The sequence below is a fragment of the Prevotella sp. S7 MS 2 genome, from assembly GCF_000762865.1.
Lineage (GTDB): Bacteria > Bacteroidota > Bacteroidia > Bacteroidales > Bacteroidaceae > Prevotella.
The window spans coordinates 1-24,639 of record NZ_JRPT01000057.1; the positions used below are offsets into that span (position 1 = coordinate 1).

15 protein-coding genes and 1 other RNA gene are annotated in these 24,639 nt (G+C 43.2%); 5 read left to right on the plus strand and 11 right to left on the minus strand.

The features are described from left to right. Positions 1–395: 395 nt before the first annotated feature. Positions 396–2,399 (plus strand): hypothetical protein, encoded by a 2,004-nt coding sequence (locus HMPREF0671_RS09280; protein ID WP_232223194.1) that lies wholly within the window; start codon positions 396–398, stop codon positions 2,397–2,399. A gap of 122 nt (positions 2,400–2,521) precedes the next feature. Here HMPREF0671_RS09280 and HMPREF0671_RS09285 read toward each other — a convergent pair whose 3' ends face one another. Both HMPREF0671_RS09285 and uxuA read right to left on the minus strand, forming a co-directional pair. Continuing rightward, positions 2,522–3,334: an SDR family oxidoreductase gene (locus tag HMPREF0671_RS09285; RefSeq protein WP_036899844.1), complete on the minus strand. Its 813-nt coding sequence runs from the start codon at positions 3,332–3,334 to the stop codon at positions 2,522–2,524. Positions 3,335–3,343: 9 nt separating this feature from the next. After that, complete coding sequence (uxuA, locus tag HMPREF0671_RS09290) at positions 3,344–4,543, minus strand: mannonate dehydratase (protein WP_036899845.1); 1,200 nt, start codon at positions 4,541–4,543, stop codon at positions 3,344–3,346. Positions 4,544–4,718: 175 nt separating this feature from the next. Here uxuA and ssrA point away from each other — a divergent pair. The 3 genes from ssrA to HMPREF0671_RS09305 all read left to right on the plus strand — a co-directional run bounded on the left by ssrA (position 4,719) and on the right by HMPREF0671_RS09305 (position 7,638). Next, positions 4,719–5,117, plus strand: a transfer-messenger RNA (tmRNA) gene (gene ssrA, locus HMPREF0671_RS12070). A gap of 270 nt (positions 5,118–5,387) precedes the next feature. Then, a complete protein-coding gene (locus HMPREF0671_RS09300) occupies positions 5,388–6,734 on the plus strand; it encodes an MBOAT family protein (protein ID WP_198025902.1) in 1,347 nt (448 codons plus the stop codon). A 13-nt stretch (positions 6,735–6,747) separates the two neighbouring features. After that, entirely contained in the window at positions 6,748–7,638 is an 891-nt protein-coding gene (locus HMPREF0671_RS09305; RefSeq protein ID WP_036899851.1) for a hypothetical protein, read from the plus strand. A gap of 171 nt (positions 7,639–7,809) precedes the next feature. On the opposite strand, the gene HMPREF0671_RS09310 is transcribed toward HMPREF0671_RS09305, so the two are convergent. The 7 genes from HMPREF0671_RS09310 to HMPREF0671_RS09340 all read right to left on the minus strand — a co-directional run bounded on the left by HMPREF0671_RS09310 (position 7,810) and on the right by HMPREF0671_RS09340 (position 18,674). Further along, a complete protein-coding gene (locus tag HMPREF0671_RS09310; RefSeq protein WP_156431119.1) occupies positions 7,810–8,748 on the minus strand; it encodes a DUF6528 family protein in 939 nt (312 codons plus the stop codon). Between the two features lie 63 nt (positions 8,749–8,811). Further along, positions 8,812–10,668 (minus strand): BACON domain-containing protein, encoded by a 1,857-nt coding sequence (locus HMPREF0671_RS09315; RefSeq protein WP_036899852.1) that lies wholly within the window; start codon positions 10,666–10,668, stop codon positions 8,812–8,814. A gap of 3 nt (positions 10,669–10,671) precedes the next feature. Next, positions 10,672–11,607 carry a phosphodiester glycosidase family protein gene (locus HMPREF0671_RS09320; RefSeq protein WP_036899854.1) on the minus strand — a complete coding sequence of 312 codons (936 nt, stop codon included), beginning with the start codon at positions 11,605–11,607 and terminating at the stop codon, positions 10,672–10,674. Between the two features lie 50 nt (positions 11,608–11,657). After that, the gene (locus HMPREF0671_RS09325; protein ID WP_036899856.1) at positions 11,658–13,430 is read right to left on the minus strand and encodes a RagB/SusD family nutrient uptake outer membrane protein; all 1,773 of its coding nucleotides are present in this window, start codon (positions 13,428–13,430) and stop codon (positions 11,658–11,660) included. A gap of 22 nt (positions 13,431–13,452) precedes the next feature. Then, entirely contained in the window at positions 13,453–16,944 is a 3,492-nt protein-coding gene (locus HMPREF0671_RS09330) for a TonB-dependent receptor (RefSeq protein ID WP_198025903.1), read from the minus strand. Positions 16,945–17,108: 164 nt separating this feature from the next. Next, the gene (locus HMPREF0671_RS09335; protein ID WP_036899858.1) at positions 17,109–18,038 is read right to left on the minus strand and encodes a FecR family protein; all 930 of its coding nucleotides are present in this window, start codon (positions 18,036–18,038) and stop codon (positions 17,109–17,111) included. 57 nt (positions 18,039–18,095) lie between these two features. After that, the gene (locus HMPREF0671_RS09340) at positions 18,096–18,674 is read right to left on the minus strand and encodes an RNA polymerase sigma-70 factor (RefSeq protein WP_052052984.1); all 579 of its coding nucleotides are present in this window, start codon (positions 18,672–18,674) and stop codon (positions 18,096–18,098) included. Between the two features lie 738 nt (positions 18,675–19,412). Here HMPREF0671_RS09340 and HMPREF0671_RS09345 point away from each other — a divergent pair. After that, positions 19,413–19,637: a hypothetical protein gene (locus HMPREF0671_RS09345; RefSeq protein WP_036899860.1), complete on the plus strand. Its 225-nt coding sequence runs from the start codon at positions 19,413–19,415 to the stop codon at positions 19,635–19,637. A 561-nt stretch (positions 19,638–20,198) separates the two neighbouring features. Here the strand turns inward: HMPREF0671_RS09345 and HMPREF0671_RS09350 are convergent. Together HMPREF0671_RS09350 and HMPREF0671_RS09355 are read right to left on the minus strand one after the other, a co-directional pair. Then, positions 20,199–22,592 carry an outer membrane beta-barrel family protein gene (locus HMPREF0671_RS09350; protein ID WP_036899862.1) on the minus strand — a complete coding sequence of 798 codons (2,394 nt, stop codon included), beginning with the start codon at positions 22,590–22,592 and terminating at the stop codon, positions 20,199–20,201. Between the two features lie 346 nt (positions 22,593–22,938). Then, the gene (locus HMPREF0671_RS09355; protein ID WP_036899864.1) at positions 22,939–24,633 is read right to left on the minus strand and encodes a putative transporter; all 1,695 of its coding nucleotides are present in this window, start codon (positions 24,631–24,633) and stop codon (positions 22,939–22,941) included. Between the last annotated feature and the right edge of the window lie 6 nt (positions 24,634–24,639).

A 24,639-nucleotide genomic window follows, 5' to 3' on the forward strand; every position in this document is an offset into this window, starting at 1 on the left:
TCCGCTCGGCTCTGCCGCTTGCCAAAGCAAGAACTTTTTGTTGCTCAGGTACTTAAAAAGTTTAAGTTATAATAGTGTTGCGGAATTAAGGAAATAATTACATTATGCTTTACAACTACAACAAAGAGCAGGAATTCCATTCCCTATCAGGCCGAGGTAAGCAGTACGTTACTCCGCGTATCAACATCACGGCTATGGAAATAGTGCATCTGATGGCTGCTTCAGGGCCGAAGGCGACTATTGAGGACATTAAACACGGGGAGGACCTTACCGGAGAGATAGACGACCAGTAGGCATCCTCTTCCGTATAGACAGACGTATGTCAAATATCTATACACGCATACAGGTTTTAATAACGAAACAAGAATATAAAAACAGAAACATCTTGAAAAAATATGTCTACTAAAGTCTTTTCAATGGCTATCTTAGCCTCACTTCTGTTCGTGTCGTGCAGCCAGACAAGCATAGACTACGATTCCAGGACAACCACCACTACATCTGCAAATGAATTGAAGACCTACGAAGTGGAGATAGAAGCACAGACCAATGAGCCTGTCAACGAACCTGAAACAAGGGCCGCTATGCCATTCAAGGTCACGGAAGAGAATATCAAAGGCAAGACTGTTCTGTATCCGAAACTGAACATCACAGAGGAGACGATGCCTTCGGTGGTGGTGCTCTACAATAAGAATAATAATGTCACGGAAGTTGTCGAGGCAAACTGGAGCGTGATCAAAGAAGATACAAGCATAAAGTTTAACCTGAACAAGCTGACCAGTAAGAGCGACCTGGCTAACGGTGAGTGGTATATGATGTCGTTTATGGGTGGAGAAAAGAATGGCGACAAGTTCTCTGTGAACACCCAGACCACGCTTGACCTGATGGAGAAGGGTCAGGAGTTCACAGCTTCCTGTCCTTTCGCTACTAACTGGCGTCGCATTGTCAAGACCGGCAACAAGCTGAAGCTCAGCAACGAAAACAACAAGATGGTGTTCAAGCCACAGGGCGTATTCCTCGCTCTGTCACTGGAGAGCCGTATGACCCTTCCTACAAAGATCAACCGTACCATCACGATGGAAAGTAATGCTTTCTGCGCTTCAGGTGAATATAACTTCAATGTTGACAAGAATAGCGTTTCTGACGATGCCGACAAGGCTGCTTCTTACTGGGAGCCAAACAGTGCGAATGCTATCAGCCGCAGCTCAAGCATTTACGAAAAGTATAATGCAAAGCACTATACCACCAACATCATACTCAAGTATGACGGGGCTAAGAACGACGGAACACTGCGCAAAGGTCAGAGTGACCTCAACAGTTACATCTACTTCAACAGCTATAACAAGTCGATGCGTACTAACACACCAAACACCAGGACAAGCCGTGGCTTCATCCTGTGCCTGATGCCTGTCGACTATAAGAAGACAAGTGATTATCCTGCTGGTATCGTAAACGAGACCCTGCTCTTCGGAGATGTTGAAGTGGTAGATGCAAACAGAACAAACTACACATACGATAAGAATACATATACGAAAGATCCAAGCACCTGGCGTCCTTATATGGGCCGCAGATATCTCTTGGGCAGCTTCAGCAACGAGCTCAGCAAGGGGTCCAGCTATGACATGACGCTGAGGATCATCCGCCCAACACTGTTTATTGAACGCTTATGGGCTTACAAACAAGGTAATGAGCTGAAGACGAAGAATGAAGCAGATGCTGAGCAAATTGCCGAGGGTAAAAAGGCTGACAAATACTACCTTTCTCTGAACAGCGGAAATTATAGATTAACAAAGTGTTCAGAGTTTACTCCTATCTTCAATAACCCGAAGCTTCAGCTTGATCAAGGCAAAGGATTTTCTGAAAAAGGTGCAATGGATATTGGACCAGAATATGGATATATATTGACGATGGGAAATAATTACAATTTTGCAGACCTGAATGGAAAGCAAAAGAAGTTCGACAACTGGTTCTGTACTGTATCGAGAAGTAAGGTTATATATGGCATTATGTGCTTTAAGCCATTTCGTGACCGTGACACAGCCTCTACAAACAACTACAAAGTAGCTGTCAGGATGACTTTCCCAACTCCTCGGGCCACATCGGGTATTGCAAAGATAGAAACCTATTATTTAGGTCCGAACTATAATCTCTCTGTCAATGTAGCAGGTTATTACCTGTGCCACGAAGAGTTCTGGAAGAGGCTGGACAGCAAGGATATCATCACACGAGAGTTCCCACTGGGCACTTACTGGCTTACCACTAAGTATATGTTACAGGATAATGAGCCAAGGCCACGCATTACCAAGTTTACCACTGACGGTGTCGCACAGTCTGAAAATCCAACCATAAAAGGATATCCTAGCTACTATTTCCTCCCTTGGCTGAAAAGCCCGGCTTGGTAATAGCGGAAACTGATAACAACATACTAAAAAAAGAGAGTGTATCAATTTTGACACACCCTCATGCAGTTCGTGAAGCCGAGAAAATGGGATTACTCGTTTGGAGTGAAATTCCTGTCTATTTCCTACATGGCAAAGATATTGAAGCCGCCGTCAACAACAGCTACTGTTCCGGTAACGAATGCAGAGGCTTCACTCATGAGATAATGGATGGTGCCACATAGTTCTTCGGGTTTACCCATGCGCCCAAATGGAGTTTGGCGAATGACGTCCTGCCCACGCTCGGTATAGGTCCCGTCGGGATTGGTAAGTAATGTTCGATTCTGTTCGGTAATGAAAAAGCCGGGGGCAATGGCGTTGACGCGGATGCCTTCGCCAAATTTTTTAGCCGTCTCATGAGCCATATAGGCCGTAAAATTGCTGATACCGGCCTTCGCAGCAGCATATCCACAGACGCGAGTTAGCGGTCTGAAGGCTGCCATACTGGAAAAATTGATGATGCTTCCCTTCCCTTGAGCTACCATCGGTCGTAAGAATACCTGCGTGGGTATGACAGTTCCGGTGAGATTTAAGTTTAAAACCTGTTGGAATTGGTCGGGTTTAAGGTCGAAGAAGTTTTGGTTAGGGCCGATGGTTGCACCGGGCTGATTGCCGCCGGCAGCATTCAACAGCGTATCCACTTTGCCATATTTCTCTATAATATCCTTGCAATTCTGCTCTACGACAGTCTGATTCATGACATCGGTCTTGAAGAATGATGCTTCACCACCGGCATTTTTAATATCTTCTACTATCGTATTTCCCACCTCTTCTTTACGGCCTAGAATGGCCACCTTGGCTCCGTTTTCTGCCAGATATTTCGCAATACAGCGTCCTAATACACCTGTGCCGCCTGTGATGACGACCACATTATCTTTGATATCGAATAAATTGTTCATGGTAAATAGTTAATCAAAAAATCCCGGTTGTTTATAATCTATTCCTAGTTCGCGGTCTACAGTGGCGAGAATACCCTGCACTTGCCCCATGGCAAACATGCGTCCAAGGAAGCTGTATCCCGCATTATACCCTCGTTCGGCATCATTGAGCATCGTCATTCCATGGTCTACGCGCATGGGAAGACGAGGATTGGTACGTTCGAAGATACGTACCAATTCGATGATGTCGGCGCGGCCACCTAGATGGCTGGCCTCTGTAAAGTCTCCATTTGGGAAAATGTGGCATGAACGCAAGTGTACGAAACTGGTGCGCGATGCATATTTGCGAGCCAATTCCACCACATCGTTATGTGCACCAGCCGATAGACTGCCTGCACAGAAGGTTAATCCGTTGTGTACATTGTCCACTGCATGGAGGAACCAAGCTATGTCTTCATCGTTTGTAACGATGCGTGGAAGTCCCAAGATGGGGAAGGGTGGGTCGTCGGGATGTACGCACATGTATATATTACATTCGTCGCAAGTGGGCATGATAGCGTTGAGGAAGTAGCGCATGTTTTCGCGTAATTGGTCACGCGTGATGCCTTTGTAGAGGGAAAGCAGCTCGCGGAAGAGTTCTACTGGGTGTTCATCATCCTCTTTGATGTTTCCGCTGACGAATCCTTGTGTCTTTACGATGATATTTTCTACCAATCTATGGTCGTCTTCAGGAGTCATTGTACGTTTCAATTGCTCTACTTCTTCCAAGATGGCAGGACTCCAATCCTTTTCAGCTCCATCTCTCTTGAGAATGCAAATATCGAAATAAGCAAATTGGGCATGAGAGAAATAAAGATTGGTACTGCCGTTTGGATTGGCATGCGACAAGTCTGTACGTGCCCAATCCAGTACAGGCATGAAGTTATAACATACCGTATGGATGCCTTCTGCGGCAAGATTATGCAGACTCTGTTTGTAATTTTCTATTAATGTATCGCAGTCTGGCGAACCATATTTGATACCTTCGCTCACAGGAAGACTCTCTACCACACTCCAACGCATACCATAACTTTCTATGTATGTGCGGAGAACATGTATTTGCTCTTGCGCCCAAATCTCTCCATTAGGCACATCGTGTAAGGCTGTGACAATGCCTTCCACACCTATTTGTTTCAGCATGCCAAGTGTTATCTTGTCGTTTTTGCCGAACCATCTCCATGTTCTTTCCATGAATTTCCCTTTGTTTTATCTGGTTAGATTATATGCTTGCAAACTTAGTGAAATTATCCGAATTCTCCGTCCATTATTTGTTCAATTATCGTAAAAAAAGGTTTTTCTTTGTGCGAATGATATATTTACTGTATATTTGCAGCGGAATAGCGATTCCATACATCGTTATCATCACGGGGTTGACTGGATTTGACAGCGGGATGAAGTAGGATGTAAGCACGCGGAGGCTCGTCGGCTACCTCCATAATCTGAGTGGACACAAATTTAATTGGCGAAAACAATTACGCTCTCGCTGCCTAATCGAAGTACAGTAGATTACTGGCTTTATCCCTTCACTAGGTGAGGGGACGAGACATCGCTCCAAGGATGTTGTTCCGAATCTGAGGACTTAGCGGTGCAGGAAAATCGGAAATAGTCTATGTAAGCCTCGTTGCATGGATGAAATTTAGAGGATAAGGTTGCAGTTGGTGGTCCGGGTCTTGCTGCAATTCGAAAATTGAAGGCCGGAATAAGCGTGTAGAAAGCATGTTATTTCCCTGTTTGGACGTGGGTTCGAATCCCACCAGCTCCACTCCAATTGAAGGCTGATAGTTGTCTTAGGACGATTGTCAGCCTTTTTGTTTGGCTTGTTTGTAGCTTTGGATTATCAGTAATTATCATCTCCCACAGGTGTGTATGCAATGTTTGTCTTTTGATGATTGTGTTAGTTTTTATCTTCAATCTTTTGTCATTAAGAATTATAGTCATACCTTTGTTTACAATATGAATATGTGTAGGCAAATAGATTTAGACTCCGATGGTATTTAACTCCTTGCTCTTTTTAATGTTTTTCCCGGTAATATGTATGTTTTATTACGTTTTACCATCCCGATTTCGTAATATATTCTTACTGTTAGCGAGTCTAGGCTTCTATCTATGTTTAAAGCCTATATTTGCTCTTTTCCTGTTGTGGGTGATGGGGACTACCTATGGCTTTGCCTTGCTTGCGGAGTCAAAGAGGCGCATGCCGACATGGGTGGGTATCTGTGTGTCTTTGCTCCCTTTGTTCTTCTTTAAGTATTATGATTTTGCTTGTAGCATTTTAGATGATTTATTTCTTGGCTTAGGGAGCGGAATAGAGTTACCGGGACTTAATTGGGCTATTCCTGTCGGTATTTCTTTTTATACGTTTCAAGCATTGGGATACCTCATAGATGTCTATAGTGGCAAGATAAAGGCGGAACACAATCTATTACATCATGCCCTTTTCGTCTGCTTTTTTCCGCAGATACTCTCTGGTCCTATCAGTCGATACAACGACTTGATGCCGCAAATTAAAAATCGCGGGAAGCGTTTTGACAGTGAATTGGCTACTAGTGGAATCGCTTTGATGGTATGGGGCATGTTCTTAAAGGTGGCAGTTGCCGATCGTTTCGGTATTTATGTAGATACTGTTTTTGGCCATCCCGATGGGTTCAGTGGGCTTACGTTAGTGTTTGCCACATTGTGTTATTCTATTCAGATATATACCGACTTTGCCGGATATTCACTTTTGGCTATAGGTTGCGCCAATGTTTTAGGCTTTAGAATCAATCAAAACTTTCAACGTCCTTATTTCTCTTTCGGTTTTGGTGAGTTTTGGCGACGGTGGCACATCACGTTGTCTTTCTGGCTAAGGGATTATATCTACATTCCTTTGGGAGGTAGTCGTACCGCTGCATGGAAGATTCGCAGGAATCTATTTATCACATTTCTTGTTAGTGGCTTGTGGCATGGGGCAGCTTATACCTATCTGTTGTGGGGATTGTTGCATGGTTTGTTGGTCGTTGTTGATAGAGAACTGCGTACATTCAAAGGCCGGTGTGGACGTACAGCTAAGGCTATAGGCATGGTCATCACCTTTGTTTTGGCCAGTTTGTTGTGGATACTCTTTCGCGTTCCTACGATAAAAGAAGCTCTTAATATCTTGATGCGCATGGTCACTGATACAAGGTTGACCATAGATATACCTGATAATCGCGATATGAAAGCCACTGTATTAACGATGTTTCTTATGTTTATGATAGTCGTAGTGAAAGATATACGCGATGAGTGGTGTCCCAATCTATTCTCTCATCCTAAATGGATATGGGTTTATAGTTGCGTGATAGGCATTCTGATTTTATTGTTTGGCGTGTTTGATGCAGGACAATTCATTTATATCAGTTTTTAAACGAGATGGAGATATGAAGAAGTTTTTAATCAGCTTTATATTGACTGTGGCTTTCATTGTAGTTGCCGACCAAGCAATCGGATATATGCTCAAGCGCGGTTACGACTTTACGACATTTGGAGCTATCGGGAGAAAGAATGAGATTGTGAACTATGTAAAGAGCGATATTGTCATATTGGGGTCTTCACGTGCACTACATCACTATGTGCCTCCAATCATAAGCGATTCGACAGGGCTTTCGTGTTATAATTGTGGGTTAGGAGGACAGGGCATCATTTACCATTATGCGCTCTTACGCGCCATGTCACAACGCTATATTCCTAAGATGATTATCTATGAATTGACGCCTGAATACGACATCGAACCTTCTAATAATGCTCGTTTCCTGACTGAGATACGCACGCTGAGTCCGCATGGTTGTGCCGACTCAATACTCTCTGTGGTAGGCCATATGGAACGTATGAAGATGCTAAGTGGGATATATCCTTATAATTCTTTGCTATTCCACATCGTGGGCGACCGCTTACAGCACAAAGATTTGATCTCTCAAAATGGTTATATACCTATGAAAGGAAGTCTGAAAAAGGATGAAAACTATCAGCCGCGCGTGCTTGATTTCTCAAAAATAGATAGTGTCAAGGTCTCCTTTTTTGAGAAAATGCTGCGCGAATATTCCAAGAAGACCAAACTCATCGTGATGGTTTCTCCGATTTATGGCAGCAATGCACCGGCTTCATTCGACGTTATCGAGCGGCTATGTGCACGTTATGATGTCGCTTTCCATAATTGTAGTGGCGACCAAAGATTTACGCATGCTCCCTCGTTGTATTCAGATCACGTGCATTTCAACGACAGTGGGGCACGCCAATATACTGCTGGTGTGTGCAAATACTTTCGTCCTTGAAATGCTGCAAGGGCTAGGCAAAAATGCTGCCTCGGCCTTTCAGCATTGTTGAAGCGGCTGGGCAGTGATGTTGCCAAGCCGGTGCAGTCCGGTAATTGAAAAGCTGATGAGTAACTAAATAGACAAAAAATAAGCGCATCGTGGGTTAAACGATGCGCTTTCTTTATATCTTTACTTTCCTATCCAACGGGCTTTGTATATTTTAAAGCCGTACGAGCGGAAGATGGTTTTACCGGTTTCGTCGATAAGATCGTCGGCCCACCACTCTTCTTTAGGACACAACATGATGATACCATGGCTGGAATTCGATACACTCTTGATGGCATAGAAGTTGGAGAACTCCTTTACTGAGTTATCGCGCAGATTGTATTTCCATACTTTCTGGTTTGTTGCTAACCACAACATGTCTTCTTCGCCTTCGATGGGGAATAGCTCGTGAGTACCAATCAATTTGCCGTCGGGTGAGTCTATGTCTTGCGTCACATGGTTTTTCAACAACGGTTTCTCTTTATCGCCATTGTAATCAAAGATGTGCATGGTGTGGGCTGCGGAATATAGTTTATTGCGTTTCTTGTCCCAATACACATTGTGGGCAGCCGGTAGGTCGTACTTAGCTACCATGGTTCCAAATCCTTTGATGGTGTCGGTGCGGAATGTAGCAAGGATTCCATCGGTAGATGAGGCCGTAACGATATTACCATCGGGTAATAGTTCGGCAGAGTGGGGGTTTACTCCGGCATAACCATAGAACAAAGTCTTCTTGTCGGCAATGCGAATGAGTGCTACACCGCCGCCCGATGCAGCCATCAAGATGCATGTGTTGTTGTAAACCGGTTTCACATCGCTAGGATTCGAGAACCATTTACGGTGTTCTTCGTTTACTTTTCCGATGGTCGCTGTCCATTTCCATACCACCTTTTTGGCATCTACATCGGCAATGACAATCGATGCATCGGCCTGATTGGTCATGACGATGGCTTTCTCCGGCATAACAAACTCGGCCTTTTTCGGGGTGTCGATAGCAGAGTCTTTGCTGCAACCGCAGCTACAACTAAGGATGATAATCGCTATTAGACTTAATAGTGGATTATGTGTTTTAATCTTTTTCATGTTGATTGATTTGGTATGATGAGGTGACAACTGCGATGGCTGTCACCTCATTGTTGGTATATATTACTTTCCGTCGTACTCGAATGCACCCATGTCGATAGATGATCCTACGACACGTGGATTGCCCATAATATCGTATGGCAACTGTATATCGACCTTCTTACCTGCGTCGATGCACTTAGAGCCGGCTTTGAGGCGATAGTCTCCATTGACAACGGGGTTGACAAACTTAGGACCATTGTCGGCATCGTTATTCAGATTGAGTTCGAAGCAGTCGATGAAATTGATGTTCTTCTCCTTGATTCCGCTGTGTACGGCACAGTTAGTCATTGTAGCTTGCCCGGCAACGAATGCACGGTAGCCGGTTCCGGCAGTTCTCTTGATAGCCCAGATGACCGAGTTGAACCACTTGCAGCCACCACTTACGTAGTTGGTATTCCAACCGTCGGACATAGAACTAACCAGTGTGCAGTTGTAGAAGTTGGTGCCGTCTCCGCGTACGATGTAGTTCTTGGAGTGCAGATCGTGCAGGTAGCAGTTCACCATCTTGCACTTTTGCATGTAGAATATCTGTCTGCCATGACGCAAGTTGCGGAATTCGCAGTTACGGAATCCATGGTTCATGTAGATTTCAAAGCATCCGGTGTCGGTGTTACGATAGTTGTCGCAGTCGGCAAAGACGATACCGTCCATCCAGACCATGGCTCCCTTATTGTTCCATGCGGCCATGAATTTGCGCTCACCGCCGACAAATACCGGCTTATTCTTGAGGTCGCGAAGATGCAGCTTGTTCTCCGTCCCCTTGAAACCACCGTAAACGTTGACGTGTTTCCATGTCAGACTGGCCTTGAACTGATATGTTCCTGATGCCACCCATATCTCCATGTCGCCATTGTTGGAGGCTGCGCCCATGGCATCGTGGATGCTTCCAAAGGCACGTTCCCATGAAGTTCCGTCGCCATTACCGCCCGGCTTGACGTAGATAATCTGCCCAACACCGCGCTGAGTGATAAAGATGGTGTCGGAGGCCTCGGTCTTACTGCCCTTGTTCTTGATAACAATGTAGCCGTTGCGTTCCTGTCCGGTGGTGTTGGTCTCTACTTCGGTAGATACCAATACATTCTGTACGGACTTGCCATCTGCAGGCGGAGCCGATTTAATCTTAATCCACTTATCGCTGGCTACAGCGTCGTATTCTACGTTGAGAGTTACCGGAATGTCCAAGGAGTATTCGCCTTTCTTGATGACAAGATCCTTCTGTGCAGCCTCGAACGGGATGAACAGTATCTTGTCGGTAGGTTTCTGGATGATGGAAAGCTTGGCCGACTTCTTCTTGTCCTTGTCATATATGACGACTTCCGACGTACGGTCTTTACCCGTTGGATTAGCTGTTGCCACCACTTTCAGGTGGGTCTTGTCGGCTTTGGTAAAGGTAAAGCCATCTTTTGAACCCACTTCGGGCTGCCAGTCCAGATGAGTCTGCACCTCGACAAGCACCTCTCCACCTTGTTTATTGAAGTAGACAAGGCTCTGTGGGAGGGTAATGAGTGTGCCTCGTCCACGCTGAACGACCTTGATACGCTGGCTGTATTGATCCATCAACCGTACTTCAATATATCCTTCACGGTCGTCCATGGTAGGATTCTCTTCGCAAGAGAAGACGATAGAGTCGGCTTTCAGAGCCTGTCCGCGATAGCGAGTCAGGCTAATCCAACCATCAGAAGCCTCGGCAAACCAAGGGTATGACGACTTCAACGGCATCACTAGACGTTCGCTCTGAGGTTCGGTCGTGACGCTCTCTTGTACGTCGAGACTGGGCTCTACTCGCTGTATATCATACTTCTCGCTGCAGGATGTAAAGACATAGAAGCATGTCATTGCACCCAATAGCATTGTTTGTATTAATCTATAGTTCTTCATAGCTTATCCTTTCTTAATGACTACTAAACCATTAAATACCGGTCGTTGTTCGCCGTTGGATGGTTTGTTCAACACATTGATGGTGCCTTTGCTGTCTTTAGTGGCAAAGGTAGACGATGCTCCGCCATCTAGATTTACAGCATTATGGCATCCCGCATATTTACAAATGCTGATGGCGTCTTCTACACGCATGCCTTTAGAGAAGTCGTCCTGCCCTCCATCGACTACAAAGAGATAACACTTCTTGTTGTCTTGTGATAGGCCTACGAATGTGCGTGCATCGAATTTCATCGTCAAGTCGTTCACGGCCAGCAACTCGTTGGGTTCACCATCGGTTATCAAAGCATGGAAACCACCTACAGCTTCTTGTATATCGGCAGAATAACTCTTGAAGAAGCGTGGGTGAACAATGCGTATATCACCGTTCTTCAGTTTGATAATCATACCTTCATTGCCTGCGGTATACGTGTCTTTGATGACTTTTCCGTCTTTCACGAATACATTCATGGATTGGTAACCGTCTTTGCCCTTGCCGAAGAAATCACCATTGATACCTGCATATACCGTCTTGCCGGCTTTTTCTAATGCCTGCATTTGTTCGGTCAATGGTTGTAGTTTGGTAGGTAATTCTGCGTTGTCAGCACAGCTTGGGGTTAACGTTACGCCCTTGGTTAAGTCTATTTCGGCAATCAACATGTGCGTGTTGTATGTGCGGAATACCATTTTTACCTCGGTTACGCTGACACCGTCGGTCACGCTCCACATAGAGTCTTTCTCTACACTTTGCAATTCCGGTAGGTTGTCTGCAACGTTCTGCATGAGCACAGTCTTCGCACCTTTATGTGGAAGAGCCGTGTTGGTATCGTCTGATGAACTTGAACAGCCCACCGTGAACAGTGCCATGCAGCTCAATATTGAATATAATATTGTTGATTTCATTACTTTTAGTTTTAAAATCTGTCAATGTTACGTCTTTTATATCTTCACTCTTACCATCCCGGATTGTCGGGTAGAAGGTTCGGATTCAACGATGCTTCATTGATAGGAATGTTATACAGGTAATTCTTCTCAGTGAAAGTAGGCTTGTAGCTAACTCGAATAGCATACGGAGTGATGAATCCGTCGGCGTCGAATCCTACTTTCTCTTTAATCATCTGTATCTCTTTCGCTGTATAGAACTTGGGGTCCATTGGCATACCACGACGCTCTCGGTTCAACAAGTTGACGGCAGCATGCCAGCGACACAGGTCGTCCCATCGGGCATTCTCGGCAAATAACTCTATTCTGCGTTCGCGTCGAATCTCTCGAATCAAGTTCTTGTTGGCTCCAACGATGTCAGGATACTTAGCAACAAGGTCGGGATCTTCTGTCGGATGATCGGTTAATTTGTGAGCAAAGCCTACTCTTTGACGCAATGCATTGATAGTCTTATCCAATTCAGGGTCTAATCCTAGTTCGGCACCTGCCTCTGCTCGTATCAACAAAACTTCGGCATAGCGCATTACGGGAGCATCGATAGAACCCTTGAAATGCTCGGTTCCTTCCCATTCGGATTCTTTATAGTACTTGCTAATGCAATAACCGGTTGCCGATGTACCATAGAACGGATGGGCATCGGTAGCATTTAACAGGCTGAAAATATTGGGAACTCCACCCTTTTTCTTGCCACCATCTTCCCTATATAGATATTGTGCGTGCTTGCTATCGGCGTCTGGAACACAGATTGTCTGCATTAATCGACCGTCACGATTGGTCATTTCTGCCAAATATCCCATCTTTGGGTTATGGCAACCACAAATAGAAATGGGCTTACCTGTCTTAGAACAGAGATATTCCTCGTAACAATCGCGGCTCATACCCATATCGCTTAATGGATGGGAACGAGATATCATGTGTCCCATATTCACTGTTGGGTCGTATTCACGTGCTAAGATAATCTCCGGATTACCCTTATAATTATCTTGGATAAACAGATTGAAGTAGCACATATCGGGCCCACCTTCTGAATATAAAGAGTGCTTATATTCCGGTCTCATCAGTTCGCCGGCTGCATCGTAAGCCATTTTTAGCAATTTCTCATCACCTTCCATCTTACGATATCTGCGCCAAGTTCCCTCGTAGAGACATACTCTAGCCTTCAGCATGAGGGCAGCATCCTTGCTCACCTTGCTTACATCTGTAAGCATTGGGAGGTATTCGATGGCTCTATCCAAGCACATGATAATGGAATCGGTAACTAAAGTGCGTGAATCTCTCTTCTTATACAAGCCGGGATCTTTCTTGTCCAGCACCTTATCATACCATGGCACATCGCCAAAACGCTTCATCTTATTGAAATAGTCCCATGCTTTGAAGAAGTAAATCTCGCCTGCATAGTGCTTTTGCTCAATGGCATTGGCCGGTGTCTTCTTGTAGTTTGCCAAGAAAGCATTGCATCCTCGCACCGTACTCCAGTTCCAAGCACCGTCGCTTTGAGTCTTTACGTTCTTACCAAATGCTATCTGATTGGCGGCACCGGCCAAGATATTATCTGTCTGCATGTCGCCCCCGAACATTGGAGAGGTACTGTATGAACGTGGATCTCCATGTCCTACTATCAGTCGGGGGTAGTATGTATGACAGTATTGTTCCAATGCTACACCATTAGCTGTAGTCCAAAAGCGGTCTTCAGTAATGGTATCGCCCGGTTCAACGTCTAGATAATTACAGCTTGCAAGCAGTAAACCGGCACATGCTGTTAATAATATATGGTATCTTTTCATTGTTATCTAGTATTTAAAATGATTAGAATGAAACGTTAACACCAAACGAGAATTGGCGCATAAATGCATATTCTTTTCCCGAATTAGCTCCATTTCCAGTCAAACTCTCTACGATGTCGGGAGTCATGAAAGGTGGCATATATGTCTTCTCCCAAAGGTTATTACCGCTGATGTAGACTTTCAGTTGGTCTAAATGCAAGCGAGAAATCAATTGTTTAGGGAAGGTATAGCCTATTGATAAGCCTTTCAGTCGCAGATAAGCAGCATTCAACAAGTATTTAGATTGGCGTTGTGTGTTTCTGCTGTTCAGCGATTTTCTTGGATAATAAGCATCAGGATTCTCCGGACTCCATGTGTTATCAATATGGTACTGTGTGATATTACCATTGTAGATACCGCGTGGGAATCCCCAGAACTGGTCACTCTCTGTCCAAACATCGCGTTTACCTAAACCATCAAACATGATCCAGAAGTCGAAACCTTTCCAGTTTAGAGTTGCCTGAACATTGTAACGATAGCGTGGTGTATTGTTACCGATGATGGTACGGTCGCCCGGTTCAGCTAGCGTATTCTTACCAATATCGATGACTCCATCGTTATTTAAGTCGCGATAGCGAACGTCTCCCGGCTTCCAAGTGTGATAGATAAACTTCTGAACATAGTTCATGCGAGCGCCTTCATGCTCATCTCGCACATATCCATCGGTTACATATCCCCAATAGTCGCCCATCTTATAACCTTTGTAGTACATAGATAGCGAGCCGGTAGGATTATCAAACTTTGTAATCTCAGCTTGATAATCGGATAGGCCTACAGAGATAGAATAGCCCAACGGACTGTTAAATACGTTATTAATCTTGTCTCGCCATGCCAATTCTATTTCCCATCCTTTGGTACGTAGGTCGGCTATGTTCTCTTGACCGCCACTGGTACCCAATACAGCAGGCAGGGTGACGGGGCGAATCATGTCTTTCGTGTCGCGAACATAGTAGTCGAACTGACCTGTCAAACGCTGGTTGAATAATGCCCAGTCGATACCTATATTCTTACTGATGACCTTTTCCCATGTCACATTGTTAGGTACTGAAGGTGCAGACAGATATGTCAATGGGTCGCCGTTCATCATGTAGTTGCTCATGGTACCACCATTTAGGCTGGCGATGTATGAGAAGTATGAGCTGATAGCTTGGTTGCCAAGTACACCAATAGAACCTCTTAGCTTCAAGTTGTCAACAACTTTGCGTAGCGGAGCAAAGAATTTTTCTTCAGAGATGCGCCATCCTAAAGAGCCGGATGGTACAAATACGTGGCGTTTACCTTTTCTAAACTTAGACGAACCGTCGTAACGGCCATCTAATTGTACCAAGTATTTATCAGCATATTCGTAGTTGAAACGATAGAATAAACCTTGAACACGCCATCTAGTATCAGTCTCCCAGTTGCTTGCGTAGTTGATGGCAAGATGAGATATTGGTGTAGAGTTATCGAACAAGTCGGTCATCTTCAATGAGAAACCTTTATAATCTTTACCTTCTTGGTTATAACCACCCATGATTTTGAAGTGGTTTTGCTTGTTCAGATTCCAATCGTACTCTGCCCAAATATTTAATGCTTGGTAGGTATGCTCGCGATTTCCATTGGCTACATGGTTAGGAGATTCTGCCTTTAAAGACTCTGCACCTTCGGGCATCGTCTGATATACGGTCTTTCTATGTTCTTTAGTGCGACTAAAGTATTTATTGATAGAGTAATTACCCTTGATAGATAGCCCTTTCAATGGATGCAAATCGAAACGACCAGTGTACCACATATCATTGCCGGAGATAACTCTGCGGCCTGCATTAGCCATGTGTCCGATTACATTGAAGTTACCTCTACTGAGCGACATACCTGCAAACTCTCCATTAGGTAAGAAAACAGATAGGGTTGGGAACATTCTATATACTTCGTAATACCATGTTGCACCGTCGCCACCGTCTTTAAATGGTTCGTCGCTTTGGGTATAATTATACTTGGTAGAGAAACCGATATCCAACATTTTATTAATCTTGGTATCGAATGTAAACGTGAGATTATAACGCTTGTAGGTATCATTACCATAACGGAAAATACCGTTTTGGTCTTTGAAAGCCCCCGATAGATAATAGCGGCTGCGGTCGTTACCTCCCGAAACGCTCACGTTATGCTGTTGCATAAAGGCTGCGTTTTTATAGAATTCGTGTATCCAATCAGTATTACCCACGTAAGCCCATCCCGGCTTATTAGGTGTATAGTTGGGACTTTGGATTCCTTCTGTATCGACAAGTATTGCCGGATTATGTTCCGGGTCGGCAATATGAGCATCCAATGCCTCTAAGAATCGGTCGGTGAAATAGTAATCTCCGGGCTGTTCGCTATCATATGCGTCGTTCCAAGCGCGAGCCCAAACGTCTGCTCTTGGCATCTTGGGGAGTCGAGCCGGTTTACTCCAAGCTAGGTTATTGCTATAACTTACCTTTACTTTTTGGTTGGCTTTACCTTGTTTCGTAGTGATAAGCATTACACCGAATGCAGCGCGTGCACCGTAAATGGCTGCTGAAGATGCATCTTTCAATACAGATACGCTCTCCACATCCTGTGGATTGAGCATAGAAATGTCGCCTTCTACACCATCAATCAGCACCAATGCCGAGCCACCATTCAATGATGTGTTACCACGAATGTTGATACCGGCACCTGCCGATGGCTGTCCGCTGTTAAATGTAATATTCAAGTTGGGGACAACTCCTTGCAAGCCTTGTGCGATATTGCCAATAGGACGGTTGTTCAAAACATCGCCCGAAACGGCAGCAACGGCACCTGTCATGGTCAACTTCTTTTGTTTACCATATCCTACAACCACGAGTTCGTCGAGCACTTTTGCGTTCTCTCGCAGCATAATGTCCAATGTCTTCCGTTGTCCCACTTTCATTTGCTGGCTGCTATAGCCTATATATGATACAGTGAGTGTGGCATTGTAGGCTACTTTAAGGCTAAATCTACCGTCGAGGTCGGTTACAGTAGCGCGGTTTGTACCATTCTCCTGTACACTGGCTCCAATGATAGGTTCACCTTTCTCGTCGCTCACAACTCCATGTATTGTCCGTGTTTCATTGCTATTTTGTTGTGTGCTGTTCCTCTTTTGAGTTCTTTGGTTTGCTGTCTTGCGCGAAGTGAGCAAGATATTATTTCCCTCTATCACGTAGGTAATAGGTGTTCCATTAAACAATTGGTCGAGTACGGTGTTGACAGATTGTTTCTTGGTATCTACTTTTACGCGTCTGTTCAGATCTATTTCTGTTTCATTGTATACAAAGAGGTAGTCGGTTTGTCGTTCTATCTCTTTCAAAATTTGCTTGGTGTTGCTGTTGCTCAACCTGATAGTTACACTATGTGCTTGTGCATAAGATTGCATAGCGAATGTAGGGTTGGTACCTAGAAACCAGATAAAGACACCGGCTTTCATCAATAATGCAACGCGTCGGTTTATCTTCATATTACATTTAGAAATCATGTTAATTTGGTATTAAAAAATTACTCATAGGTCTTTCCTAGTCAATCGTTGCCGATTGGTAGATAGATTGCTTGCCATCGTGGCTGCTGGGTGGTTAGTTGGATATAATCATAGGCACTAGTCTTTTTAGGTATTTGATAATATGATTAATGTATAATGATGGTCTTTGTGTCGTTGTTCTTGGTATAGGTGAAGTTGTTGTCTAATTGTAATACTCGTAGTACATGCTCTATGCCGTCTTTGGTTCTAAACTTTCCTGTGTACCGCTTGTTGGCTATACGCTTGTTTTTTACTATAATATTATAATCGAAGTAATTGTTTAGCAAGTACATCACGTCGAGAAGTGCTTTGTTCTTGATAGCCAATACGCCTTCGCGCCACAAGAAATAATCTGCATTCTCTATGGTCTTCTGTATCAGCGTGTTGCCTATGAGTGTTGCCGTGGTATTAGGTGCCAAGGTTGTTCTAATGTGTTTGGCTTCGTTTATCAATTCTATTTTTCCATTGACCAACGATGTTTCCCATTCTTTCTCGTTCGTATAGGCACATACGTTGAACTCGGTTCCTAGCACTTGTATATCCATCTTTGAAGTGGAAACAACAAACGGACGCTCCTTTTGCTTGGCTACTTTGAAATAGGCTTCACCGTCTAGAGCCACTGCACGTTTTTTGCCGTCCATCACTGCATCAAAAGTCAGTTTGCTATTGGCATTCAACCAAACTTTACTACCATCGGGCAAGAGCATTTCAGTGCGCTGTCCTGTGGGGGAATATACTGTTACTAGTTGTCTTGTATCGTGTCGTTGCGATGCGACATACCATGTCAAAGCCGTACCCATCAATAGGAATACGGCTGCTGCAATGCGCCAAAGGTATCGCATCTTGACTCGGTGTGATGCTCCGGATGCACTATGTTCGTCGTTATTTTCACTCCATAATGCAGCATCATACACCCTGTGTAGGCGTATAAACTCCTGCTTGTTAGCCGGACTTTCGCCTATCCATTCTACTATAGTTTTGCGCTCTTCTTCGGTCAGAGAGCCTGTCATGTAGCGATATAACAGTTCTTGCTCCATATTATATATACGTAATTGGGGGATTACCTCCTAATAAGAAAATGAAAAAAAATAGATTTATGCGCCAAAGAGAAATAAGAATATGGGCAAATAGTTGCGCAAAGTCTTATGCAAAGCCTTTAAAGCTCTGGTAATATGATATTGTACGGCTTTCTCTGAAACACCCAACTTGTCGGCTATTTCCCTGTGTGTGAGTGCTTCATTTCTGCTCATTTCAAATACCAATCGTGTTTTCTCTGGCAGTGTTTCCAATGTATTTTTTGCTATGTCCAGTATCTCTTGTTTGAAAATGCCATCTGTGGTACAGCTCTCCAAAGCCTCTGTCTGATATTCCACTTCGCGATTCATCCAAACTTCTACGTCTTCTTTCATTTGCAATTCACGTTTCCTACAGCGCAGGTAATCCAGTGTACGGCTTTTTAATACACATAACAAATAGGCTGTAATTCCCTCTTTGCGATTCAAATCAATATTTTTCCACACGCTAATCATGGCTTCAGATACAATATCTTCTGTTGCCAAATCGTCGTGGATATACGATTTGACAAAGGCTATGGCTCGTTTATAATATTGTTTATAGATCGTATTAAACGTCAAGGGATGTGCTTGTATGTCATGGTGTACAGCTGAAGACATCTCAAAATGATCTGTTTTGTTTAAAGTTTGTTATTATGGGTTAGCGTTCCCAAAAGTAATATATTTTTCTAGCATCTCAAAATAAACACCGACTTTTTGAGTTTGTGCAGTGGAAAGAGTGGGGATGGGGATGTAAACTCCTCATCTCTCTTCCCTTTCTAGTCTACTTATTAACTTGTAAAGTTGTTAATTCCTTTTCTGCAACGCTGAAGCAGCATTGCTGCCTAGGCTCGCCAAGAATTCTGAAAAGGCCGGTCAGCGATGCTGCCTTGCTCCTGCAGTGATTTGAGTATTTAGATTTATGAACCTTTGGATTATTGTTCATGGAGATGAATAGCCTATTATCTGTTGCGAAATGGCTATAGCTGATAGTCGCAGTTGGAGTCTATGGGTATAATCTTTGCCCCTCCTTAAAGAGTATTGGAGGCGTGGTTGAGAATGTTGTTTGTGCTCTAACAGGTAGCTAAGCATCTGTAGTCAGTCTGCGATACTTCGGAATAAGATGGTCGAATACAATTTGTTCCTAGGTTTTATGCTTTCTTATGTGTTTTTGCTCTTATGTTTGGAAATTGCGAGAGAACGCATTTGGGAATATAAAATAAGCGGACAAGTCTTCACAGACCTGCCCGCTAGGGTTGTTACTGTCACCTGAATGAGGTGGACAGTGTTTACGTTTACCTATAAATTAATAGTTAGGGTTTTGAACAAGAACGTTGTTGCTCTTGTCGATTTCGCCTTGTGGAAGATGGAGTAATCTCTTATAAAGGTGATATATACACCAATAATATCCGCGAAATGTTGGGAAGCGATCTTTGGACACCCTATCTAGGCAATCCATTGACTTTTAATGAACAGAATAAATCGGTTGCACGATATACTCAGGAAGTAAAGTCGGGATGGGATGTTGACTGTCTTTACGTAGTAGCTTTTGTTGGTATTGACCTTCTAAGTGGGTGCTTGTAGGGACACGCATGCCGTGTCCGCAGACAATAATAGCTTTATTTAATCCATGAATAATTGTAAACTTTGCATGCGGACGCGATATGTCGCACCCCTACAGTACTGTAGAAATATCGATAAACAACGTCGTTTATCAAGGGAGACGGAAGGTTTTCCGTCTCTACTACAAGACTTATATCTTGCTTAAAATGTTCACGAATGTGTTGGGACGAATTGAGTTCGGCCATGTGGCAAAAGCATTTTCGCGTGTCTAACAATGCCTGTTTATACTATAACTACCGTAGTTATAAACTTAAAAACTAATGATTTGCGTAGCAAATTAGTTTACTAGCCAACTTGCTTACTTATCAACTATCAAACTGCAGAGATTAAACAGCGATACTGCTCCGCCTTTTCAGCATTACTGCAAGAGCCAAACAGCAGAGTTGCAAAGCCTTTGCAGCAGGGTGAGGCTGTAAGTTTCTAAGTCTATGAGTTGTTGGATTGGGAGATGAGTTTGTAAATTTTCAAGTTCATAAGTTATTGGCTTTATTTATTATAAGACTTTGTTTAAGCAATAAAGAATTATAAACGCTCGGCTTCTTTAATAGACTTATGTTCTACATTATATTTTTTTACTCCTAGGTAATATCTTACTTTCAAACCTATTTGGCGTGTCTCACTGTTTCCCCATGAGCTGATATTCAACTTATTGGTATTACCATAGCTGTCCCATCGTTGTGTATGGAAGGCGTCGGTTAGGATGATAGATGTGTGAAGTCTGTCTTTAAGAAACGTTCTACTAATGCCAATATTGACATATCCGCTGGATTTTAGGACTTCATAGCTGCCTCCTTGTCGCTTGGAAAGATATTGTGCCGCCACTTCCAGCTGTAATTTTGCAGGCAAAGTAATATTATTAGAGATATTGAGTGTATATGATGGTCGTCTATAAATATGATTATTTGTTTCGTAATTCAGCTTGTTGACAAAATAGTAGGTACCAAAGTTCAAATTTGTATCCCACCATGAAGCAATACGTTTGCTGTAAACGACTTCTGCACCCAGTTGTTTTTGCTTTCCTATGTTTTTGGTTGTCATTACCACCGTGTTGTTATTATAGACATCGGTTATACCTGTAAAATAGTTGTTTAGTGAATTATATGAGAGATTTATAGCCAGTTGTTTGTGTGATAAACTAAATATCAGTTTGTCATTTGTTTGAGGTGTGATAAACGGATTGCCTTTCCAGTAAGTTAGTTCATCTAATAAATACTCAAAAGGATTTAAGTCTTCATATCTAGGTTTGTCTTGTCGTTTGCTATAAGCCAATGTCATACGTGTGTTTTGCGATATTTGATAGGAGATTGAAGCATTCGGAAAGCAGTTGAAACGGTTTGTTGTATTTGTTTCTTTTTTATCCATGGCTGTGTATGGTTGCAATAAACCTTTGCTGTACATTTGCTCTATTCTTATTCCAGCAGTGGCCATCCACTTATTTAACTGTATTGTATATTGGGTATAACCTTCAATGTTTTGCTCGGAATATGTAAACCTGTTAGATCTTGTATTATCGATTTTAAGTGAAGAATAGAATTTAAAGTTATTATCGCTGTTGATTGTTGAGGCTTTTATGCCGGCCAATAATTCATGTCCTTTGCCAAACAAATGTTTATAATCAATCATGAATGAGGCAATCTTTATGTGTTTGTCGTTTTCTGATTGGTATATGTCTTTGTGATGGAGTGTACCGTTTGGGAAATAATAAATATTGGGTTGATTGCAATATGACTCTCCATCGACCTTGATATAATCTGCATTTACTGATAGCGTGTGGTTTTTACTAGGCGTGAAAATATATGCTATACTACCACTATATCTCGGTGTCCGTTGCTTTTGATAATCATTTTCGGCATATAGCAATTGAGTTAAATCATTCATTCCTCTATATATTTGTGTCTCGGTAGATGTGTATCCTGGTCCGATAACGGCGCTGATAGAAGTATTGAAGGTAAATTTGTGTTTGTCATTTGGATGGTATACAAGGTCTATGCTGGTTGAGTAAGTATTGCGCTTGTCTACATCATCGGTGGTAGATAGGTTTTTATTCCCATCTTGTATTCTGTTACTGCCATATTTCATGGCATAGTATCCGATGTTATGATTATAAGTAATACCGACTTGCCAATGTCTCCTATTGTACGATAACGAAATATCTGATGTCTCATGTATATAGTTCCAAAATGATATACCATGAGATGTTGTAAGGTGAAAGCCCGTATCGGTCTCGCTTTTCAAGATAATATCTATGATTCCGCCTGCACCTTCGGCATCGTACGACGCATTAGGATTGGGCGAGGTGCTAATCTTCTGTATTCTAGTAGAGGATAAAGAACGTAGATAAGCAGTTAAGGCTTCTCCTTGTAATGGCGTCTTCTTACCATTGATATATATAGCTGTTCCGCCTAGCGATGAAAGAGAGATACTTCCTTTGTTGTCAATATGGATGCCGGGTGAATGTTTTAAGACATCTATAGCATTGCCAATGTCGGATAAATAGCTTTGGGCAACATCGATATTTACTTTCCCGTCTTCCATTTTTACGATGGGGCGATGCTTCTTAGCCGTGATAATAATATCGTTGATGTGAGTAATATCGTTTTCTATTACTATTTTGATCAAGCTTTCTTTGGTGGGAATGGTAAAATAGAGAGTGGTATCTTTATAGCCTAATGAACTGATGTATGCACTGTAATTCCCTTTGTCCAACTTAATGTAAACTTTACCTAATGTGTCGGCTATGCAGTTGTTGACTACTCGTCTGTTATCCACGTCGGTGATAACGACACTTGCGGCATCGGCGGCTATATGTTCTTTGTCTTCTATTTGTAATATTATGTGGTGTTGTGCAGAAAGATTGTGAACTGTCAATGATGTAATACAAGTTATTATCAGATTGATGATAAGATGTTTGTTCATACTTGTTAATTAGGACTGTTGTAAGTTATGATGCTATTAAAACATAGATAGAAATTATTTTTTTATGGTCTAAGGCTGTGTAAAAATAGAACAATCAAACTAATGTGTTATTGATAATGATATTGTTTTTTCTGATACAAAGATAATAAAACTAATTCTTTCTGTAAAAAAAAACGAATAATTTGTACTCTTTTAAGATAATATTACAATGTTAAGAGTGTTGGTTAGAAGTGGAAAAAGAGTGGCTTGTATAGTACAAAAATAGTGAGTATAGGAATAGAGAATTTACAAAAGGGGCATGACTTATCACAGTCATGCCCCTTTAGGTAATGCTTTATAGTGGTTGTTATGCCCCGCAGAAGAATAAAACGACTATCTGTGCCGAGAAAATTCTTAGGAACATACTCAACGGATATACCGTACTGTAACCGATGGCTGGTGCCTCTTTGGTACAAGAACTGTTGGCATAAGCCAGTGCGGGTGGGTCGGTGTAGGTTCCGGCAATCATACCCATGATGGTGAAATAATTGAACTTGAACTTCAAGCGAGCTATTGTTCCGACAATCAGGATAGGAATAACAGTAATCAGGAAGCCGGTATAGACGTATTTCAAACCATCGCCTTGAACCACAGTTTCCCAGAATCCGGCTCCCGCTTTGATGCCCACAGAAGCCAAGAATAATACAAGTCCGATTTCGCGGAGCATCATATTGGCCGAAGTAGTAGTATAGGTGACTAGCTTAAACTTATATCCGAAGCGGCCAATGAGGATAGCTATAATCAGCGGACCGCCTGCAATACCTAGTTTTAAAGGCACAGGCATACCGGGAATAGCAAGTGGAATGCTACCAAAGAGGATTCCGACAAGGATTCCGATGAAGATGGTGGCAATGTTAGGTGCGTCAAGACGCTTCACAGAGTTACCCATCATCTCGGCTACACGGTTTACATTCTCCTCCGGACCAACAACCATGATGCGGTCACCAACTTGGAAATGGTGGTTACGACTGGCGAAAAGATCCATGCCTTGACGGGTGATTCGGGTGACATTGACACCGTAAACGCTTGAGAAGTGCATCTTGCCGAGAGTCTTACCATTCATAGATGGACGTGTAACGACAATACGCCTAGAAATCAAAGGTTGCTTCTCGTTGCCGGTTTCCCAAGGAGTATCAATCTCCGGACCAATGAAAGCTTGGATAGCTGCAGCATCTGCTTCGGCGCAAACTACGAGTATCTCGTCGTTCAGACAGAAGATAGTATCGCGTGTAGGAATCGTTACCTGACCGTCGTGGAGCAAGCGTGAGCAAACAATATCTCTGTTTAGGAAATGTGAAATTTCAAGGAGTGAACGTCCACTAATGTATGTATTGGTGACGCGAAGATGCATCTGATAAGGCTTTGCATGAGGGTTTTCGGCCTCTTGCTCATTCAGTTGCTCCTCTTCTTCTTCCAACTTCGTGCGTGTAATGTATCGGATAGCGATGGTAGCACCGATGATTCCGAGTACACCAAGAGGATAGGCGCAGGCATAACCCGATGCAATTTGCGGCACTTGGCCTTTGGCAAATACGCTAGTTAAGGCTTCGTTGGCAGCTCCAAGACCCGGTGTATTGGTTACAGCTCCGTAGAGTGTACCCACCATCATCGGTAGATTGTTGGGGTTGCTAGTATCGAAGAATAGATAGTAGCAAGCAAACATGACGAGTACATCAAGGAAAATCATGGCCGTAGACAGCCCATTCAGTGTGACACCGCCTTTGCGGAAGCTCTCGAAGAAGCCGGGACCGACCTGCAAACCAATGCAGAAGACGAACAGAATCAAGCCAAAGTCTTGAATGAATGTAAGGATGTTTGTAGGAGCAGTGAACCCAACGTGTCCGGCTAAGATACCTGCAAACAGTACGAAAGTGACACCGAGGGAGATACCGCCAATCTTGATTTTACCCAAGAGCACGCCTACTGCGATGACAATCGCGTAGAGTAGGGCGATGTGAGCCACGGAGTCTGTTGTTGTAAATAAATTGATTACCCAATCCATAAGATA

What these genes read in the sequence shown, in the direction of transcription:
- HMPREF0671_RS09280 (WP_232223194.1), top strand. Translation starts at nt 396, where the DNA reads ATGTCTACTAAAGTCTTTTCAATGGCTATCTTAGCCTCACTTCTGTTC.
- HMPREF0671_RS09325 (WP_036899856.1), bottom strand. Translation starts at nt 13,430, where the DNA reads ATGAAAAGATACCATATATTATTAACAGCATGTGCCGGTTTACTGCTT.
- HMPREF0671_RS09320 (WP_036899854.1), bottom strand. Translation starts at nt 11,607, where the DNA reads ATGAAATCAACAATATTATATTCAATATTGAGCTGCATGGCACTGTTC.
- HMPREF0671_RS09335 (WP_036899858.1), bottom strand. Translation starts at nt 18,038, where the DNA reads ATGGAGCAAGAACTGTTATATCGCTACATGACAGGCTCTCTGACCGAA.
- uxuA (WP_036899845.1), bottom strand. Translation starts at nt 4,543, where the DNA reads ATGGAAAGAACATGGAGATGGTTCGGCAAAAACGACAAGATAACACTT.
- HMPREF0671_RS09310 (WP_156431119.1), bottom strand. Translation starts at nt 8,748, where the DNA reads ATGAAAAAGATTAAAACACATAATCCACTATTAAGTCTAATAGCGATT.
- HMPREF0671_RS09300 (WP_198025902.1), top strand. Translation starts at nt 5,388, where the DNA reads ATGTTTTATTACGTTTTACCATCCCGATTTCGTAATATATTCTTACTG.
- HMPREF0671_RS09315 (WP_036899852.1), bottom strand. Translation starts at nt 10,668, where the DNA reads ATGAAGAACTATAGATTAATACAAACAATGCTATTGGGTGCAATGACA.
- HMPREF0671_RS09285 (WP_036899844.1), bottom strand. Translation starts at nt 3,334, where the DNA reads ATGAACAATTTATTCGATATCAAAGATAATGTGGTCGTCATCACAGGC.
- HMPREF0671_RS09350 (WP_036899862.1), bottom strand. Translation starts at nt 22,592, where the DNA reads ATGAACAAACATCTTATCATCAATCTGATAATAACTTGTATTACATCA.
- HMPREF0671_RS09305 (WP_036899851.1), top strand. Translation starts at nt 6,748, where the DNA reads ATGAAGAAGTTTTTAATCAGCTTTATATTGACTGTGGCTTTCATTGTA.
- HMPREF0671_RS09340 (WP_052052984.1), bottom strand. Translation starts at nt 18,674, where the DNA reads ATGTCTTCAGCTGTACACCATGACATACAAGCACATCCCTTGACGTTT.
- HMPREF0671_RS09355 (WP_036899864.1), bottom strand. Translation starts at nt 24,633, where the DNA reads ATGGATTGGGTAATCAATTTATTTACAACAACAGACTCCGTGGCTCAC.
- HMPREF0671_RS09330 (WP_198025903.1), bottom strand. Translation starts at nt 16,944, where the DNA reads ATGAAGATAAACCGACGCGTTGCATTATTGATGAAAGCCGGTGTCTTT.